Genomic DNA, 16,864 nt, shown 5'->3' with positions numbered 1-16,864 from the left:
GGACGTCAAGGCCGCCGGCCGCGTCACCGGCCCGCTCGACCTGGTCGCCGCCGCGGAGGGCCAGGGTGACCCGGCCGTCCAGGGCGGGATCGTCGTCACGGCGAGCGAGCTGGGCGAGGCCCCGCCGCGCAACAAGGGCTGACCAGCCCCGTGCCGCCGAGGTAGGGCTGTGGCGAGACAGAAGAACTGGGGGCGGAGCGCTGATCAGCGCTCCGCCCCCAGTTCTGTCTCGCCGCCGCAGTTCTACCTCGGCAGACTCATGCTCAGTTGAGCATCAGCACCACCGCGTCGCCTGCCTCGGCCGCCGCACCGTAGAAGGCGGCGAGCTCGGCGTAAGCCTCCGCCAGCCGCTCCGGGTCGGTCTCCGCCGCGTGCTCGCCCGGGTCCGGGCAGACATCCTCGTCGCACACGTGGTCGGCGGCGAGCGGCGCCAACGCGTCGAACGACGTGCCGACGAGGAAGGCGGCAGCCTTCTCCACGTCCTCCGGGCCCAGATAGCGCGCCGGCGTGATCCCGCCGGTCGACGCGAGCTCGGCGCCGCCGTGCACCGGGTCGACCGGCATGCCGCCGTGCACCCGCAGCACCGTGTGGAGCGGACCCCACACGGTGCCGATGCTGAAGTACCTCGCCTCCTTTGCCGGAAGGTCCACCTGCGTCCACTCGCCCGCGAGCTCGTCGATGTGCTCCAGCGCCCAGGTCAGGTCTGTACGTGCCTTGTCGAAGTCATCGGCGGCAAGCCGCGCGTACTCACAATGAATCATCCCCATGGCCCGAGACCGTACCGATAATGCGTTTCCGTGTGTATGGGCAAAACGGACACATTCTGGCGCAACAATTTCTCATACGCGGTAAATCGGAAATTCCAGCCTGTCTGGCGCCCGTTCAGCGAGCCTTTTGTCCGATCAACCGCCCGAGAATTCACATCGAATTCACGTGGACGGGTCAGTGCAGGCGGCGGTCGTCGCCGGACATGCTCGCGAGCACCTCCGTGGGCGTCCCGTCGTCCCGCCAGCGCAGGGTCGCGCCGACTCCGTCCATGAGCTCCACCGAACCCTCGGGTGCGAACGTGAGGCCGGCGTCCTGCCCGACCGCCGCGCGCACGAGCGCGACCGTGGCGGGCAGCTCCTCCAGCCGCTCCGTCACGCCCATCGCCTCCAGATCCGACCGGTCGCCCGCGATGTGCATCGGCTCGGGCCCGATCCACAGCTTGCGCCCGTTCATCCGCCCGGGGCTCGTCCCGTACTCCTCCGCCAGCACGAGCTCCTTGACCTGCCCGCGCGCGAGCACGGCGACGACGTCGTCCACCGAGGTCACGGCGTTCGACTCCCTGCCGAGCTCCTGCCGCAGCTCCGCCAGGACCCGCTCCCGGCGCCGCTCCCGGTAGGAGTCCAGCGCGTCGGAGACGCGTTCGGCGAAGGCCGTCTCGTTCACACCGGGGCCGCGTCCGCCGCCGGGCACCTCGACGAGCATGTCCGCCGTCGGCGCTGTCAGCGCGGCCCGCGTGAGCGACACCGCGCGCTTGTCGCCCGTGAGCAGCACGAGCTCGGGGTCCGTCTCCGCGACGTGCCGCTCGATCTCGGCCGCCACCGCCTGGGCGTTGCGTTCCCAGGAGTCCTCGGCACGGGACTCGATCCGGGCCCGCTTGATCCCCGAGGAGCTGGTCTTCTCGATCTCGTCGTGCGGTGCCTGGAACGTGCTGTGCACCTTGGCGTCCGGCCCCGCGCGGAGGAAGTCCGCGCCCGCCCGGTCGACCAGCACCTTGAGCAGCTCCACCGACTCGTCGGCGGCCAGCGCCGCCTGCAGCAGGGCCGGTACCGCCTCCCAGGAGCCGGAGCTGGCGCTGGGCGGGTTGTTCACCACGCGGTCCACCAGCACGCCCGTCTCGTCGGCGATGACGACCCGGCCGTGCGGTCCCGGGACCCTCGTGGGTCGCAGCACCACCTCTTCGATAGCGTCCAGCACGGCGACCGGGGCCTTCTGCTGTGCGAGCTCCTTGCGCACGGCGTTCCACCGTCCGCCGACGTCACGGTCGGCGGCGAGCTCGGACGGCGTGGCGTCCAGGCACAGGGTGGCGAAAGGTCCCGGGTGGCCGAGGAGGGGTTTGAGCCAATCGATCTTCATACACACCTCCGCATCACCCGCCGAGGTCGAGATGATGCCCTACCGCATGACCTCGCCCCGGCGTTCCCTCCAGGAAACGATGGATCGAGGCCGCACGCCACCCCTGTGGGGGAAATTTCTGTGACCTGTACAGGAGATATTCGGACTCGAGGTTTGCTCTTGCCCTGCGAAGGGCAAAGTCGCGTCAGGAAGAGGTCACCTTCAAGCGTAGGTGTCGACCTCAGGCAAATTGTCGCCCTTGTGCTGCGCGGCGATCAGCTCGTGGTGGCGGATCACCTCGCTGACGATGAACTGCCGGAACTGCTCCGCGAACTCGGGGTCCAGGCCGGACTCCTCGGCGATGCCCGTGAGCCGCGCGATCTGCTCCTGCTCACGTGCCGGGTCCGCGGGCGGCAGGCCGCCGACCGCCTTGAGCTCGCCGACCCGCCGCGTCACCCGGAACCGTTCGGCCAGCAGGTAGACCAGCGCGGCGTCGATGTTGTCGATGCTCCCGCGGAGCCGGATGATCTCGGACGGCACCGGAGCGCTGGTCGGTTCGTTGTCAGACACATGTAGAGGCTAACCGGCGAAGGCGGTGGCGGGCGAAGCCTGTTCCGACCTGAGACGGCGATCCGCTACAGTCTGCCGAGCAGGCCACGCAACTTGGTGAAGACCCGATACCGGGCCTTCGCCACTTCAAGACTTCAACGGAGAGCAGCACATGACACTTGCCACGTCGCCGGCATTGGTGGAGGTGCCGGCGGGCACCAGCATCAACACGATCCTCGCGGACCGCGTGGCCCGCTCCGGAGACGAGGCGCTCATCGAGCGGCGTGAGACCCCAGACGGCCCGTGGATCAAGGTGTCGGCGAGCCAGTTCGAGGACGAGGTGCTCGCCGTCGCCCGTGGCCTGGTGGCCCGTGGCATCGAGGTCGGCGACAGGGTCGCCATCATGTCCCGCACCCGGTACGAGTGGACGCTGCTCGACTTCGCCATCTGGGCTGCCGGAGCTGTCCCCGTGCCGGTCTACGAGACCTCCTCGGCCGAGCAGGTGCAGTGGATCCTGTCCGACGCCGGCGTCCGGCTCATCGTGGTCGAGTCCGCCGCGCACGCCGCGACCGTCCAGCAGGTGCGGCCCAGCCTGCCCGGGCTCGAGGACATCCTGCTGATCGACGACGGCGCCGTGCTCGACCTGCGCAAGGCCGGCACCAACCTGTCCGCAGGCATCGTCGCCGAGCGGCGCGACGCCGTCCGGCGCGACGACCTGGCGACCGTCATCTACACCTCGGGCTCGACCGGACGTCCCAAGGGCGTCGAGCTCACGCACGGCAACTTCGCGCACCTGACCCTGAACGCCGCCGAGGGCATCCCCGAGCTGCTCAAGGCCGAGAACGCGCGCACCCTGCTGTTCCTGCCCCTGGCGCACGTCTTCGCGCGGTTCGTCGAGGTGGCGACCATCGCCGGCCAGGCCGTGCTGGGCCACGCCCCCGACATCAAGAACCTGGTGGGCGACCTCGGCTCGTTCCGCCCGACCTACCTGCTGGCCGTGCCGCGCGTGTTCGAGAAGGTCTACAACAGCGCGGAGCAGAAGGCGTCGTCGGGCCTCAAGGCGAAGATCTTCGCCTGGTCCGTGCGCGTCGCCGAGGACTACTCGCGGGCCATGGACGTGCCTGCAGGCCCCGGCGGGGCGCTCAAGGTGAAGCACGCGGTCGCCGACCGCCTCGTGTTCAGCAAGCTCAAGGCGACCATGGGCGGGCAGCTCAGCTGGGCCGTCTCGGGCGGCGCGCCGCTGGGCGAGCGCCTGGGCCACTTCTTCCGCGGCGCGTGCGTCACCATCCTGGAGGGCTACGGCCTCACGGAGACCACAGCGCCCACGTCGGTCAACCTGCCGGGCAAGATCGTCATGGGCTCGGTGGGCCCGGCGTTCTTCGGCACGGACGTCGCCATCGCCGACGACGGCGAGGTGCTGCTGCGTGGCCCGCACATCTTCCGCGGCTACCGCAACCAGCCCGGCCTGACGGCGGAGGCTCTGGTCGACGGCTGGTTCCGCACCGGCGACCTCGGCCGCCTGGACGAGCACGGCCACCTGCACATCACCGGCCGTAAGAAGGAGATCATCGTGACCGCGGGCGGCAAGAACGTCGCCCCGGCGGTGCTCGAGGACCGCATGCGGGCGCACCCGATCGTGAGCCAGGTCGTGGTGGTCGGTGACCAGCGCCCGTTCATCGGCGCCCTCGTCACGCTCGACGCCGAGATGCTGCCCGGCTGGTGCGCCGCGAACGGCCTGCCCAAGCTGTCCGTGGCCGAGGCGCGCGTGCACCCCAGGGTGCTGGCCGAGCTCGACAAGGTGGTCGCACAGGCCAACGAGGCGGTCTCCAAGGCCGAGTCGATCCGCAAGATCACGGTGCTCGACCTCGACTTCACCGAGGCCAACGGGTACCTCACGCCGTCCATCAAGGTGAAGCGCGGCAAGGTGCTCACCGACTTCGCGGGCGTCGTCGACACCCTGTACGGCGCCCCGGTGGCCGGCGCCCCGGTGGCCCGCACCCGCTGAGGTCCAGACGCACGAGAACGGGGCCGGAGCGCTGATCTGCGCTCCGGCCCCGTTCTCGTGCGTCGAGGGTGCTACGCGCTCTTCTCGCGCGGCTGACGGCCCCGCACGGGGTTCTTGCGCGGTACGACGGTCGGGTTCACGTTGTCGAGCACCACGGAGCGGGTGATGACCACGCGCTCGACGTCGTCGCGGCTCGGCACGTCGAACATGACCTGCTGGAGCACCTCTTCGAGGATGGCCCGCAGGCCGCGCGCCCCGGTGCCGCGGAGCAGGGCCTGCTCGGCGATGGCCTCGACGGCCTCCTCGTCGAACTCCAGCTCCACGCCGTCGATCTCGAACATGCGCTTGTACTGCTTGACCAGCGCGTTCTTCGGCTCCGTCAGGATCCGGACCAGCGCATCGCGGTCGAGGGAGGAGACGGAGGCGATGACGGGCAGGCGGCCGATGAACTCGGGGATCAGGCCGTACTTCTGCAGGTCCTCGGGGCGTACCTCGGCGAAGAGGTCCTCGTCCCGGGCGATGGACTCCATGGGGGCGCTGAACCCGATGCCGCGCTTGCGGGACCGGGCGGCCACGATGTCGTCCAGGCCGGCGAAGGCACCGGCCACGATGAACAGCACGTTCGTGGTGTCGATCTGGATGAACTCCTGGTGCGGGTGCTTGCGCCCGCCCTGCGGCGGCACCGACGCGGTGGTGCCCTCGATGATCTTCAGGAGTGCTTGCTGGACGCCCTCGCCGGAGACGTCGCGCGTGATCGACGGGTTCTCGGCCTTGCGGGCCACCTTGTCGACCTCGTCGATGTAGATGATGCCCGTCTCGGCCTTCTTGACGTCATAGTCCGCGGCCTGGATGAGCTTGAGCAGGATGTTCTCGACGTCCTCGCCCACGTAGCCGGCCTCGGTCAGCGCGGTCGCGTCGGCGATGGCGAACGGCACGTTGAGCATCTTCGCGAGCGTCTGCGCGAGGTAGGTCTTGCCCGTGCCGGTCGGGCCGATCAGCAGGATGTTCGACTTGGCGATCTCGACCGGGTCCTGGTCGTCCGGGTTGATCGAGCGCCCGGCCTCGCCGGCCTGGATGCGCTTGTAGTGGTTGTAGACGGCAACGGCCAGGGCGCGCTTGGCGGGGTCCTGGCCGATGATGTACTGCTCGAGGAAGTCGAAGATCTCGCGCGGCTTGGGCAGCTCCGTCAGACCGAGCTCCGCCGCCTCACCGAGCTCTTCCTCGATGATCTCGTTGCACAGCTCGATGCACTCGTCGCAGATGTAGACGCCGGGTCCGGCAATCAGCTTCTTCACCTGCTTCTGCGACTTGCCACAGAAGTTGCACTTCAGCAGTTCCGCGCCGTCACCGATTCGCGCCACTACCTGTCTCCTCGCCTTGTGCACCCTCGCGGAGTACTGCACGGGCCGGCTGGCCCAGCAGATCCGCGACGTCGAGCGGTCTCAGATCCATTCCACACCACCGGTGGCCTGTTGTCAGCCGGGCGGCCCGGCGGGTCGCCCGACCGATTTTCACCAGATCATGACAATTTTGTCAGATTCTGCGCGGCGTGTCCCACAATGCCCGACGCCGGGGCCGATCGTCCACCGCTATTGGTGGCGCGGCCCCGGCGCCGGGAGGCTGCGGTCCCTGACGACCCGACCAAGGGTCAGTTCGTCACGACCTGGACGGGCTTGCGCGACTGGAGCACCTCGTCGACCAGGCCGTACTCCTTGGCCTGAGCGGCGGTGAGGATCTTGTCGCGCTCGATGTCGTCGCGCACCTGCTCCTGCGTCTTGCCGCTGTGCGTCGCGAGCGTCAGCTCGAGCCACTCGCGCATGCGGATCAGCTCGTTCGCGTGGATCTCGATGTCCGAGGCCTGCGCGTAGCCGCCACCCTCCATCGCGGGCTGGTGGATCAGCACACGCGAGTTCGGCAGCGCGAGACGCTTGCCCGGCTGGCCCGCGGCCAGCAGGACCGCTGCGGCCGACGCGGCCTGACCCAGGCACACCGTCTGGATCTGCGGCTTGATGAACTGCATGGTGTCGTACAGCGCCGTCATGGCCGTGAACGAGCCACCCGGCGAGTTGATGTACATCATCACGTCGCGGTCCGGGTCCTGGGTCTCGAGGACCAGGAGCTGGGCCATGACGTCGTCCGCGGACGCGTCGTCGACCTGGACGCCCAGGAAGATGATGCGGTCCTCGAACAGCTTGGTGTACGGGTCCTGGCGCTTGAAACCGTACGCGGTGCGCTCCTCGAACTGCGGGAGCACGTAGCGTGCGGACGGCATGGCGCCGGCGGTGGCAAAAGGCATCCCCGCACCCGAACGGGCGCCGGCAAGGCGCTCTGCGGCTGCGACGAACTGGGCTTCAGGACTCACGGTGATCTCCTCTTGAAAAAGCTCTTGATGCGTTTCCGGGCGCTCAGCTGTGCATGCCGCCGCCGCCGGCCAGCGCGGCGGTCTCGACGACGTGGTCGACGAAGCCGTACTCCAGCGCCTCGGAGGCCGTGAACCAGTTGTCGCGGTCGTTGTCCTTGATGATCGTCTCGAGCGACTGGCCGGTCTGCTCGGCGGTCAGCTCGGCGAGCACCTTCTTCATGTGCATGATGAGCTGCGCGCCGATCCGCACGTCGGTCGCGGTGCCGCCGATGCCGCCGGACGGCTGGTGCATCAGCACGCGGGCGTGCGGCGTGATGTACCGCTTGCCCTTCGTGCCGGAGGACAGCAGGAACTGCCCCATGGAGGCGGCCATGCCCATCGCGACCGTCGCCACGTCCGGCTTGATGAACTGCATCGTGTCGTAGATCGCCATACCGGCCGTGATGGAGCCGCCGGGCGAGTTGATGTACAGCCAGATGTCCTTGTCGGGGTCCTCGGCCGCGAGAAGCATCATCTGCGCGCTGATCGCGTTCGCGTTCTCGTCGCGCACCTCCGACCCCAGCCAGATGATGCGCTCCTTGAGCAGCCGGTTGTAGATGGAGTCGTTGAGCCCGAATCCAGCACCCTCCGCCCGTGCTACCGGCCCTGCATCCATCCGCAGCAGATCGTTCACGTCCATCTCCTCGGTTCTGACTCTCGTCTGTGGACCACGTCCTAAGACGTCGTGTCGCTCGACCCTAACGTGCCTCATGCCGCCAGAACTTCCGATTCGGCGGCCGTTTCGCCTACAGCGCACCGGTGCTGCCCACGGCGAAGTCGGACCGAACGCCGACGGCGGTCCGCACCCTCGTGCGAAGGGTGCGGACCGCCGTCCGACGTCCTGCTCCGGCCCGTCCGGGCCAGGGGTGCGTCAGGCCTTCGCAGGCTCCGACGTCTCGGCCTCGGTGCCCTCGGGCCCCTCGGCGTCAGCGGCCTCCTGGGCCTGCGCCACGGCGTCGCTCAGCGCGGCCTGGGCCTCGTCGGCCTCGTCCGAGCCGATGAACTCGCTCAGGTCCACGACGTTGCCGTCGGAGTCCTTGACCTCGATCTGGCGCAGCGCGACTGCGAGGGCCTTGGAACGCGCGACCTCGCCGACCATGGCCGGGATCTGACCGCCCTGCTCGAGGGTCTTGATGAACTCGCTCGGCTCCATGCCGTACTGCTGCGAGGCGCTCACCAGGTACTCGACGAGCTCGCCCTGGCTGACCTGAACCTTGAGCTTCTCGGCGAGGGTGTCGAGGAGGATCTGGTTCTTGATGGCCTTGGTGGCGTCCTCGGTGACCTCGGCGCGGTGCGCGTCGTCCTCGAGGCGGCTCTCGGACTCGAGGTGACGGTGCACCTCGGCCTCGACCACGCCGGACGGCACGGGGACCTCGACGGTCTCCAGCAGCTTCTCCATGAGGGCGTCACGCGCGGTGACGGCCTGGTTGGAGGTCTTGATGCCGGCGACCTGGGTCTTCAGGTCGTCCTTGAGCTCCTCCAGCGTGTCGAACTCCGAGGCGAGCTGGGCGAAGTCGTCGTCCACCTCGGGCAGGTCGCGCTGCTTGACGGAGGTCGCCGTGACGGTCACGTCGGCGTCCTGACCCTCGTGGTCGCCACCAGCCAGCGGCGCCTTGAAGGTGGTGGTCTCGTCGGCGGACAGGCCGGTCAGGGCCTCGTCCAGCCCCTCGAGCATGTTGCCCGAGCCGATCTGGTACGAGACGCCCGACACGGAGTCGACCTCCTCGTCACCGATGACGGCCTTCAGGTCGATGACGACGTAGTCGCCCTCGACGGCGGGACGGTCGACGCCCACGAGGGTGCCGAAGCGCTCGCGCAGGGCGTCCAGGCGCTCGGTGACGTCCTCGTCGGTCACCTCGGTGGAGTCGACGGTCAGCTCGACGTCGGAGAGCTCGGGGAGCTCGATCTCGGGGCGGACCTCGACCTCGGCGGTGAACTTCAGCTGGCCCTCGCCGGCCTTCGCCGGGACCTCGGTCACGTCGACCTCGGGCTGGGCGAGCGGGCGCAGGTCGGTCTCGCCGAGCGCGTCACGGTAGAACCCGGAGAGCCCGTCGTTCACGGCGTGCTCGATCACGGCGCCCCAGCCGACCCGCTGCTCGATGATGCGCGGAGGAACCTTGCCCTTGCGGAACCCGGGGACGTTCACCTGCTCGGCGATGTGCTCGTAGGCGTGATCGATGCTCGGCTTGAGCTCGTCGTAGTCCACCTCGACGGTCAGCTTGACCTTGGTGGGCTCCAAGGTCTCGACGGCGCTCTTCACTTCGATGGTCTCCAGAATGTCGGGGGTGCGCGCACGCCGGCGTACTGCGTCCCGGGTGGCGCGGGGATGCTCTGCTCTGTTGCTCAGCTGCTCACTGACAGCGCGTACGACAGGCGCACGGGCAACCCGTCAATAGTACGCCTGGACGCCACAGGCGCCGAATGCAGGCGGGTGGCCTGCGGCACAGCGGGCGTGGGCCCGTCAGCGCCCCATCCCGGCGGTGAGACCCGCGACGATCTGGCGCGTCGCGACCAGGAACAGCACCACGAGCGGCAGCGTCGCGATCACGAGGCCCGCGAACAGGGTGGACCAGGAGGTCTGGTACTCGCCGAAGAAGGTCGTCAGGCCCACCGGCAGCGTGTACCGCGCCCGGTCGCGCACGAGGATCAGCGGGTAGAAGAAGTCGTTCCAGATGGGCACGAAGCGGAAGACCACCACCGTCGCGACGGCGGGCCGCACCAGCGGCAGCAGCACCGACCAGAAGGTGCGCAGCGGGCCTGCGCCGTCGATCCGGGCGGCGTCCTCCAGGTCGACCGGGAGCTGGCGCAGGAACGTGGCCAGCACGAACACCGAGAACGGGATCGAGACGGCGGAGTAGACCAGGATCAGCCCCGTGCGGGTGGACGCGAGCCCGATGGTGTCGAGCAGGTAGAAGATCGGCACGATCATGAGGAACACGGGCATCATCAGGCCCGAGACGAAGACCTGCTCGATCACCGCCATGAGCCGCGACCGGGACCGCGCCAGCGCGTAGGCCGCCAGCAACGACACCGCCGTCGACAGCAGGACGGACAGCGTGGTGACCAGCACCGAGTTGAGGAAGTAGGTCGAGAACGACGCCTCGACCCACGCCTCCCGGTAGGCGTCCAGCGACGGGCTGTGCGGCAGGCCGAGCGGCTCCACCACCAGCTCCTGGTCGGTACGGAACGAGTTCCACACCATGATCAGCAGCGGCAGGAGCGCGACGGCGGCGTAGGCCCACAGCAGGGTGCTGACCGCGGCGCGCCTCACGTCAGCCTCCGCTCGACGCGGCGGAACCACTGCGTGAACAGCACCGAGATGCCGACGATCACGACGAACAGCACGATCGCCACGGCCGACGAGATACCGATCGCGTTGGACGCTCCGGAGTGGAACGCGGTCCGGTAGAACAGGAGCGACATGACGTCCGTGGCGCCGGCCGGGCTGCCGCTGGAGCCGCCCAGGGCGTAGGGGATCGGGAACGCCTCCATGGAGAAGATGAACGTCAGCACGCTCACCGTGCCGATCACCGGCATCAGCAGCGGCAGCGTGACGTGCCAGAACCGCTGACGGGAGCTCGCGCCGTCGAGCATCGCCGCCTCCTCGATCGCCGGGTCGAGCGCGCCGAGGGCGGCGCCGTAGACCAGCAGGGGGAAACCGACCCACTGCCACGCGGTCACGAGCACCACCACCCACAGGGCTGTGTCGGGGTCGCCCAGCCAGGGCCGGGCCACGGCGTCCAGCCCGACGGCGCGCAGCGCGGCGTTGACCGGGCCGAACAGCGGCGAGAGCAGCAGTGACCAGAGGTAGCCCACGACCAGAGGCGAGACCAGGTACGGCATCGTGTACAGCACCTGGAACAGCCGGCGCAGGCGGCCGCGGTGGTGCAGCGCGTAGGCCAGCAGCAGGCCCACCGAGTTCTGCACCACCATCGCCCCGGCGAACAGGAGCGCGTTGTGCCCGAACGCGCGCGGGAGCTGCGTGGCGTACGGCTCGGTGGTGAACAGCGCGACGAAGTTGGCCGGCCCCACGAACGCGTCCTGCGCGGTGCCGCGCCAGGAGAACAGCGAGTAGGTCAGCGCCGTCGCCATCGGGTAGAGCACGAACACGGCGAACAGCGCGGCCGCGGGCAGCAGGAAGAGCAGCGCGACCGGCGTGGGCAGGGCCGCGGTACGACGGCGGTTCACTCGCCCGGCGTCCACCAGGCCGACAGGCCGTCCTGGATCACGGCCGCGGCGCCGGCGGCGTCGGTGTCACCGAGGAAGAGCTTCTGCCCGGCCTCGCCCATCAGGTCGGTGCCGACCGGGTCGCCGTAGCGGTAGTCCACGAGCAGCAGGTACGGCGCGGGGTTCTCCTGGTACAGGTCCCACATCTCCTGCTGCAGCGGGTCGGAGAACTCGACGCCGGGGATCGGCGAGAACTGCTTGAGCTCGTCGGCCACGAGCTGCCCGAACTCCGGCGTGGCCAGCCAGTTCAGCAGCGTCTCGGCCTCCTCGGGGTGCTCGGTCGTGGCCGACAGACCCCAGCTCCCGTCCGCGTACCCGGCGCTGACCGGGTGGTCCAGGGCCGAGCCCGGCGGCGGGGGCACCTGGAAGACGCCGAGGTCCAGGTCGGGGTTGGCGTCCTGGAAGAACGCGAGCTCGTACGAGCCGCCGGCGAACATTGCGGCCTGCTCCGAGGTGAACAGCACCTGCGCGTCCGTGTACGGCACGCCGGTGACGTCGTCGGGCATGTACTGCTGCAGGTCCTTCAGCGTCTGGATCGAGTCGACGTAGGCCGGGTCGGTGAAGTCGGTCGCGCCGTCGCGCAGGGCCTGCTGGAAGTCGGCGCCACCGTACTGGGCGGCGGTCAGGGCGTCGTGCACGGTCGGAACGAACCAGCCGTTGCGCGCGCCGACGGCGAGCGGCGTCACGTCGTGCTCCAGGAGCGTGTCGTTCAGCGCGATGAAGTCGTCCCAGGTCTCGGGCTCCTCGAGGCCGTGCTCCTCGAAGATCGCGGTGTTGTAGTACACCTGGATGGTCTGGCTGGCCAGCGGCACGCCGTAGACGGCGCCGTCCTCCCGGCCGCGCGAGCCGTCCAGCGTGGCGTCGTCGAAGTCGGCGAGCGCCGGGACGACGTCCTCCAGCGCCTGCAGGTTCCCGCCCTCGACCAGCGGCTGGAGCAGGCCGTAGGACCGCACCTGCGCGATGTCGGGGCCGTCCGATCCGGTCAGGCCGGTGCGCAGGATCTGGTCGTACTCGGTGTTGAGGTGGGCCTGGAAGTTCACGGTGATGCAGGGGTTGGCCTGCTCGAACACGTCGAAGATCTGTTCGTAGGTCTTGACGTCCTCGGTGCGCCAGGACCACACGTCCAGGGCGACGGCGTCGCCGTCACACCCCTCCCCCGCCGCCGCCCCCGGCTCGGGGCTGTCCGCGGACGGCGCGCAGGCGCCGAGGGTCAGCGCCACGAGCACTGCGGAGGCTGTGGCGAGGGTCTTTCTGCGGCTCATGCGGCGGACGCTGCCGGTCGCAGGGCGAGGTGTCAAGCATTTCGACCGAATCGATACGTCGTGTCGGGTTCGGCTACCTGGCGCGGGTCGCGTGCCGCGCGATGCGCCGGGCATCGGCCGCCATCTCGCGGAACATGCCGCTGATCGGGTTGGTGAAACCCGTGAAGTAGAGGCCGGGCGCGGCCGGGCGGCCGTTGGTCACGAGGGGCTTTCCGCGCTCGCCGAGCACCCCGAGGTGACCCAGGACGGGTTCGAGCGCGCGCCGGTATCCGGTCGCGGCGAGCACGACGTCGGGGGTCAGGCGGGCGCCGTCGGCCAGGACCACCTCGGCGCCGTCGAACCGGTCGATGGCACGCACCACGCGCACGGTGCCGGCCTGGACGGCGGCGACGATGCCGATGTCCTGCAGGGGCACGGAGCCCTGGGCGACGCGGGTCGCGATCCCCACGTCCGGGATCGGCAGCCCGAGGTCGGACAGGTCGGGGACGCCGGCCTTGCGGACGGCCACGCCGACGGCGTCGACGAGGGCGTCCGGCAGGTGACGCACCAGCACGCCGGTGTACTGCGCGGCCCACGGACCCTGGTTGCGGGGCACGATGTGCGGCGGCGTGCGGACGGCGAGGTGGACGCTCGCGGCGCCGTTCTCGGCGAGGTCCTGCGCGATCTCGGCGCCCGTGTTGCCCACGCCCGCGACCAGCACGTGCTTGCCCGCGTACGGGGCCGGGTTGCGGTAGCGGCTCGCGTGCGTGACCTCGCCGGGGAACCCGTCCTGGCCGGGCCAGTCCGGCAGGTGCGGGGTGTGGTTGTACCCGGTCGCGACGACGACGACGTCCGCGGTGCGGGTGCCGTCGGTGGTGGTGAGCGTCCAGCGGCGGACGGCGTCGCCGTCGGGAGCGGACCGGTCGAGCCGGGTGACCTCGACGCCGCGCTCCACGCGCAGGCCGTGGTGGGCGGCGTACGTCTCGAGGTAACGGACGACGTCGTCGCGGGCGACCCAACGGCCGTACTTCCGCGGGATCGCGAGGCCGGGCAGCTTGGAGAGCCCGCGTGTCGTGTGCAGGTGGAGGCGGTCGTAGTGGTGGCGCCAGGCGTTGGCGACGTGCTGCGACTTCTCGAGCACGGTGACGTCGGCGCCCCTGGCCTGGAGGGTGGCTGCGGCGGAGAGGCCTGCGGGTCCGGCGCCGATGACGGACACGGTGAGAACCATGGAGGGAGCGTAGTGCTCCCTGCTCCCTACGATGCCTCGGCGGCAGGGTGAGAACAAGACTGCATTTCTGACGGCGAAGACCGGACACTCGTGACCATGGCAGATGTCTGGGACCCGCACGGCAGCCTGCGCCGCATGCTGTGGATCGGCGGCGCGCAGTGGGCTGGGAAGACGACCGTGAGCGAGCTGGTCGCCGACCGGTACGGGCTGAACGCGTACCACTACGACTACCACGACTCCCGTGGCCACCAGGACCGGCGGGTCGCGCGCCGACTCGCGCACGGGGAGGCGCTGGCGGACCCCGACGTCGAGGACGTCTGGGTCAACCACGGGCCCGAGGCGATGGCGGCCCAGGTCCTGGCCGACTTCCCGACGCGCTTCGAGTGGGTGCTCGACGACCTGCGCGCCTGGTTCACGAGCCGCCCGGCGATCGCCGAGGGCTGGGGCCTGCGACCAGAGCTGGTCGCGCCGCTGATCGACTCGCCCCGCCGCATGGTGGTGCTCGTCCCGACAGAGGAGTTCCGGCAGCACCACCTCCGCACCCTGCCGCGCGCCCGGGCCGTGGAGGCCCGCGTCAGCAACCCGGCGCTCGCCCAGGCCAACCGCGTCGAGCGCGACCGCCTGATCGCCGACGACGCGGTACGCAGCGCCCGGCGGCACGGTGTCCGGGTGATCGAGGTCGATGGCGTCCGCGACGCGGCGGCGGTCGCCGCGGAGGTCGCGGATGTGTTCGCGCCCTGGCTACCCGGACCGTCGCCGATCGGGTGAGGACGCGGGCGGCCGCTCAGTCCAGGGGCGGGCCCGAGAGGAGCTTGTGCTCGCGGAACGCCAGGGTGTCCGACGAGGTCTCGACCATCACCGCGAGCAGGTCCGTGGTCGCCGTCGTCCGGTGGATCTCGCCGGGCTCCCAGACCGCGGCCTGACCCGGCTCGATGTCCCAGCGCTCGTCGGCGTCGCCGTCCGTGCCCCGGGACGTGACGACACCCTCGCCGGCCAGGACCGCGAAGACCTGGAGCGACGTGGCCGGGTGCTCGCCCAGCACGCCGCCGGCGACGATCCTCGCGACGTGCACCGTGGTGCGCTCGGCGTCGAGCACCTGCGGCAGGAAGTCCATGTCGACGCCGTCGCTGCCGAACCGCGAGATCTCCCGGGCGGGGAGCTGGATGATGCGCACCGGACAATCTTCGCGTAGGTCCAGGGGGTTCGTCATGCACGGGGAGAGGGTGCCGGGTGACCTGAAGATCGTTCACCTCAGGCACGTCTGATCCGGCTCAGCCGAAGAGTGCAGCAGAGCCGAATCAGACGATGCTGAGCCGAACGTTATCCAGGCCACCCGGCACCTACTCGCTGAGGTGTTTTACCTGGCGGCGCCGCCACGAAGGCACCACCACCCCGACGGGCGGCTGACGCCCCCTAGAAGTCGTCCGGCGTGCGGATCTGGTCGCGGATCCAGCCGCCGGCCTCCTTGAGCCGGTCGGTCCCGTACGAGCCGCTGCCGCAGGTGCCCTCGGTGAAGACCGCGCCCGAGCGGTGGTCGTCGGAGAAGTTCCAGTTGGTCCAGCTGATCTTCTTCTGCGCCGCGAGGTCGAGGTAGCGCTGCGCCATGGCGAAGTCGTTGGCGCCCTCTCCGGCGTAGTCCTGGGTGCCGAACTCCGTGATGAACATCGGGATGCGGTCCGCGGCGCGGGACAGCGCGTCCAGGTACTCCTGGCCGTGCGACGCGGCGTAGAAATGGAACGTGTACATGACGTTGGAGGCGTTGACCGGGTTGTTCACGACCTCGGACTCGCTCGCCCCGTCGGACACGCCCAGCGAGGACCAGGCGCGCGTGCCGAGCAGGATGACGGCGTCCGGGTCCTTCGCCCGGACCACCGGGACGATCTGCTCGTGGTAGCTCTTGATGGTCTGCCACGACACCCCGTTGGGCTCGTTCGCGACCTCGTAGATGATGTTGTTCCTGCCGTTGTTCCGCTCAGCGACGGCCGTGAAGAACGTCTTGGCGCGCTCGAGGTTGAAGTTGGGGTCGCCCGGGTCGAGCATGTGCCAGTCGACGATCGCGTACAGGCCGCGATCGCTCAGCATGTCGATGTACTGGTTGACCAGGGCGGTGAATCGCGCCGGGTCGGTCTCGTAGCCGTCCTCCTGCACGTACGTCGAGATCCGCATGACGTCGGCGTTCCAGTCGTACGCGAGGGTGTCGAGCGACGTGTCGTCCACGCACTGCGAGTACCACTGGGTGCCGTGCGTGCTCATGCCGCGCAGCTGGACCTGCTTGCCCTGCTCGTTGCACAGGCGGACGCCGCAGACGCTGAGCTGCCCGTTCGCCTCCACAGGGGTGATGGCCTGCGGGGCGGCGGCCGGGGCGTCGTCCGGCACGGCCGCGGGCGCCTCGTGCGTGGCGACCGTCGTGGTCGAGAGGGTGGGCGCGACGGCCGCCCCTGTGGACAGCAACGCGGCCGTGGCGACGGCGACGATGATCGGTACGCGGCGGAGAACCATGATGTGACCACCTCTGATCGGTCCGGAGCAGTCCCACGGACGCTAGCAAGGTGATCGAGCGGGTGATATCCGGGATTCCCACACCGCGTCTACGGGGCGGGAGGGTCACGGATGGCGTTCTTTGGCCTACGGTGAGCCCCGACCGCATGACTCGCTCACCCCAGGAGAGACCATGAGCACGTCCGTGGAGCTGACCCGGTTCCGGGTGCTGCCCGAGAGGATCGACGCGATGCTGGCGTCGCGGCCGGCGATGATCGCCGACTTCGAGGCCGACCGCACCGGCTTCCTCGGGGCACGCCTCGTGCAGCTGCCGGACGACGAGTGGCTCGACATCGTGGAGTGGGCCTCGTCGGAGGACTTCGCGGCGTCCCGCCAGAAGGGCGCCAACCTGCCGGGCATCGCCGCGTTCTTCGCGACGATCAGCTCCCTGGTGACCGCCGAGGAGGGCACGCTCGCCGAGCTCGGGTGACTCCGGGATGACATAGTGTCGGGCCGTCCCCTCCGGACCATCACGATCCGGTTGTCGCACCCGAGGTGGGCCCATGACTGTTCCCCTGACCCTGCGCGCGCCCGCGCGACCCGCCGACCGGCCGCAGGCCCCGGACCCCACGGTC

General features: G+C 69.8%; 16 protein-coding genes. 3 read left to right on the top strand and 13 right to left on the bottom strand.

Annotation, left to right across the window (positions count from 1 at the left end):
* Nucleotides 1–263: 263 nt before the first annotated feature.
* The 3 genes from PROKR_RS25430 to PROKR_RS25420 form a co-directional block, all read right to left on the bottom strand.
* Nucleotides 264–767 (bottom strand): DUF1877 family protein, encoded by a 504-nt coding sequence (locus tag PROKR_RS25430; protein ID WP_020016946.1) that lies wholly within the window; start codon nucleotides 765–767, stop codon nucleotides 264–266.
* 175 nt (nucleotides 768–942) lie between these two features.
* Nucleotides 943–2,121 carry a baeRF2 domain-containing protein gene (locus PROKR_RS25425; RefSeq protein ID WP_036969267.1) on the bottom strand — a complete coding sequence of 393 codons (1,179 nt, stop codon included), beginning with the start codon at nucleotides 2,119–2,121 and terminating at the stop codon, nucleotides 943–945.
* A gap of 201 nt (nucleotides 2,122–2,322) precedes the next feature.
* Entirely contained in the window at nucleotides 2,323–2,670 is a 348-nt protein-coding gene (locus PROKR_RS25420; RefSeq protein WP_121387039.1) for a chorismate mutase, read from the bottom strand.
* A 151-nt stretch (nucleotides 2,671–2,821) separates the two neighbouring features.
* On the opposite strand from PROKR_RS25420, the gene PROKR_RS25415 reads away from it, so the two are divergent.
* A complete protein-coding gene (locus PROKR_RS25415; RefSeq protein ID WP_036969265.1) occupies nucleotides 2,822–4,654 on the top strand; it encodes an AMP-dependent synthetase/ligase in 1,833 nt (610 codons plus the stop codon).
* Nucleotides 4,655–4,725: 71 nt separating this feature from the next.
* Here PROKR_RS25415 and clpX read toward each other — a convergent pair whose 3' ends face one another.
* The 8 genes from clpX to PROKR_RS25375 form a co-directional block, all read right to left on the bottom strand.
* The gene (gene clpX / locus PROKR_RS25410; RefSeq protein WP_036969263.1) at nucleotides 4,726–6,015 is read right to left on the bottom strand and encodes an ATP-dependent Clp protease ATP-binding subunit ClpX; all 1,290 of its coding nucleotides are present in this window, start codon (nucleotides 6,013–6,015) and stop codon (nucleotides 4,726–4,728) included.
* Between the two features lie 287 nt (nucleotides 6,016–6,302).
* Nucleotides 6,303–7,016 (bottom strand): ATP-dependent Clp protease proteolytic subunit, encoded by a 714-nt coding sequence (locus PROKR_RS25405; RefSeq protein WP_026365963.1) that lies wholly within the window; start codon nucleotides 7,014–7,016, stop codon nucleotides 6,303–6,305.
* A gap of 43 nt (nucleotides 7,017–7,059) precedes the next feature.
* Complete coding sequence (locus PROKR_RS25400) at nucleotides 7,060–7,695, bottom strand: ATP-dependent Clp protease proteolytic subunit (protein ID WP_020016952.1); 636 nt, start codon at nucleotides 7,693–7,695, stop codon at nucleotides 7,060–7,062.
* Nucleotides 7,696–7,926: 231 nt separating this feature from the next.
* The gene (tig, locus tag PROKR_RS25395) at nucleotides 7,927–9,315 is read right to left on the bottom strand and encodes a trigger factor (protein WP_036969262.1); all 1,389 of its coding nucleotides are present in this window, start codon (nucleotides 9,313–9,315) and stop codon (nucleotides 7,927–7,929) included.
* A 201-nt stretch (nucleotides 9,316–9,516) separates the two neighbouring features.
* Nucleotides 9,517–10,326 (bottom strand): carbohydrate ABC transporter permease, encoded by an 810-nt coding sequence (locus PROKR_RS25390; protein WP_036969261.1) that lies wholly within the window; start codon nucleotides 10,324–10,326, stop codon nucleotides 9,517–9,519.
* Entirely contained in the window at nucleotides 10,323–11,243 is a 921-nt protein-coding gene (locus tag PROKR_RS25385) for a carbohydrate ABC transporter permease (RefSeq protein ID WP_245605967.1), read from the bottom strand. The genes PROKR_RS25390 and PROKR_RS25385 overlap by 4 nt, the downstream gene beginning before the upstream one ends.
* Complete coding sequence (locus tag PROKR_RS25380; protein ID WP_036969260.1) at nucleotides 11,240–12,544, bottom strand: ABC transporter substrate-binding protein; 1,305 nt, start codon at nucleotides 12,542–12,544, stop codon at nucleotides 11,240–11,242. Before PROKR_RS25380 ends, PROKR_RS25385 begins: the two co-directional genes overlap by 4 nt.
* A 73-nt stretch (nucleotides 12,545–12,617) precedes the next feature.
* Entirely contained in the window at nucleotides 12,618–13,751 is a 1,134-nt protein-coding gene (locus PROKR_RS25375) for a flavin-containing monooxygenase (protein WP_036969259.1), read from the bottom strand.
* Between the two features lie 96 nt (nucleotides 13,752–13,847).
* Here PROKR_RS25375 and PROKR_RS25370 point away from each other — a divergent pair, with 96 nt between their 5' ends.
* Nucleotides 13,848–14,519, top strand: a complete 672-nt coding sequence (locus PROKR_RS25370; RefSeq protein ID WP_036969258.1) for a hypothetical protein — start codon at nucleotides 13,848–13,850, stop codon at nucleotides 14,517–14,519.
* Between the two features lie 16 nt (nucleotides 14,520–14,535).
* Here PROKR_RS25370 and PROKR_RS31050 read toward each other — a convergent pair whose 3' ends face one another.
* Both PROKR_RS31050 and PROKR_RS25360 read right to left on the bottom strand, forming a co-directional pair.
* Entirely contained in the window at nucleotides 14,536–14,961 is a 426-nt protein-coding gene (locus tag PROKR_RS31050) for a cupin domain-containing protein (protein WP_157602673.1), read from the bottom strand.
* A gap of 203 nt (nucleotides 14,962–15,164) precedes the next feature.
* Nucleotides 15,165–16,250 carry a glycoside hydrolase family 5 protein gene (locus PROKR_RS25360; protein WP_084800677.1) on the bottom strand — a complete coding sequence of 362 codons (1,086 nt, stop codon included), beginning with the start codon at nucleotides 16,248–16,250 and terminating at the stop codon, nucleotides 15,165–15,167.
* Between the two features lie 172 nt (nucleotides 16,251–16,422).
* On the opposite strand from PROKR_RS25360, the gene PROKR_RS25355 reads away from it, so the two are divergent.
* Nucleotides 16,423–16,719 carry a hypothetical protein gene (locus tag PROKR_RS25355; protein WP_036969257.1) on the top strand — a complete coding sequence of 99 codons (297 nt, stop codon included), beginning with the start codon at nucleotides 16,423–16,425 and terminating at the stop codon, nucleotides 16,717–16,719.
* The last annotated feature ends 145 nt before the right edge of the window (nucleotides 16,720–16,864 follow it).

Source organism: Promicromonospora kroppenstedtii DSM 19349, assembly GCF_000515355.1.
Taxonomy (GTDB): Bacteria; Actinomycetota; Actinomycetes; order Actinomycetales; family Cellulomonadaceae; genus Promicromonospora; species Promicromonospora kroppenstedtii.
The sequence above is the reverse complement of the archived record's forward strand: the minus strand, read 5'-3'. Positions and strand labels throughout refer to the sequence as shown.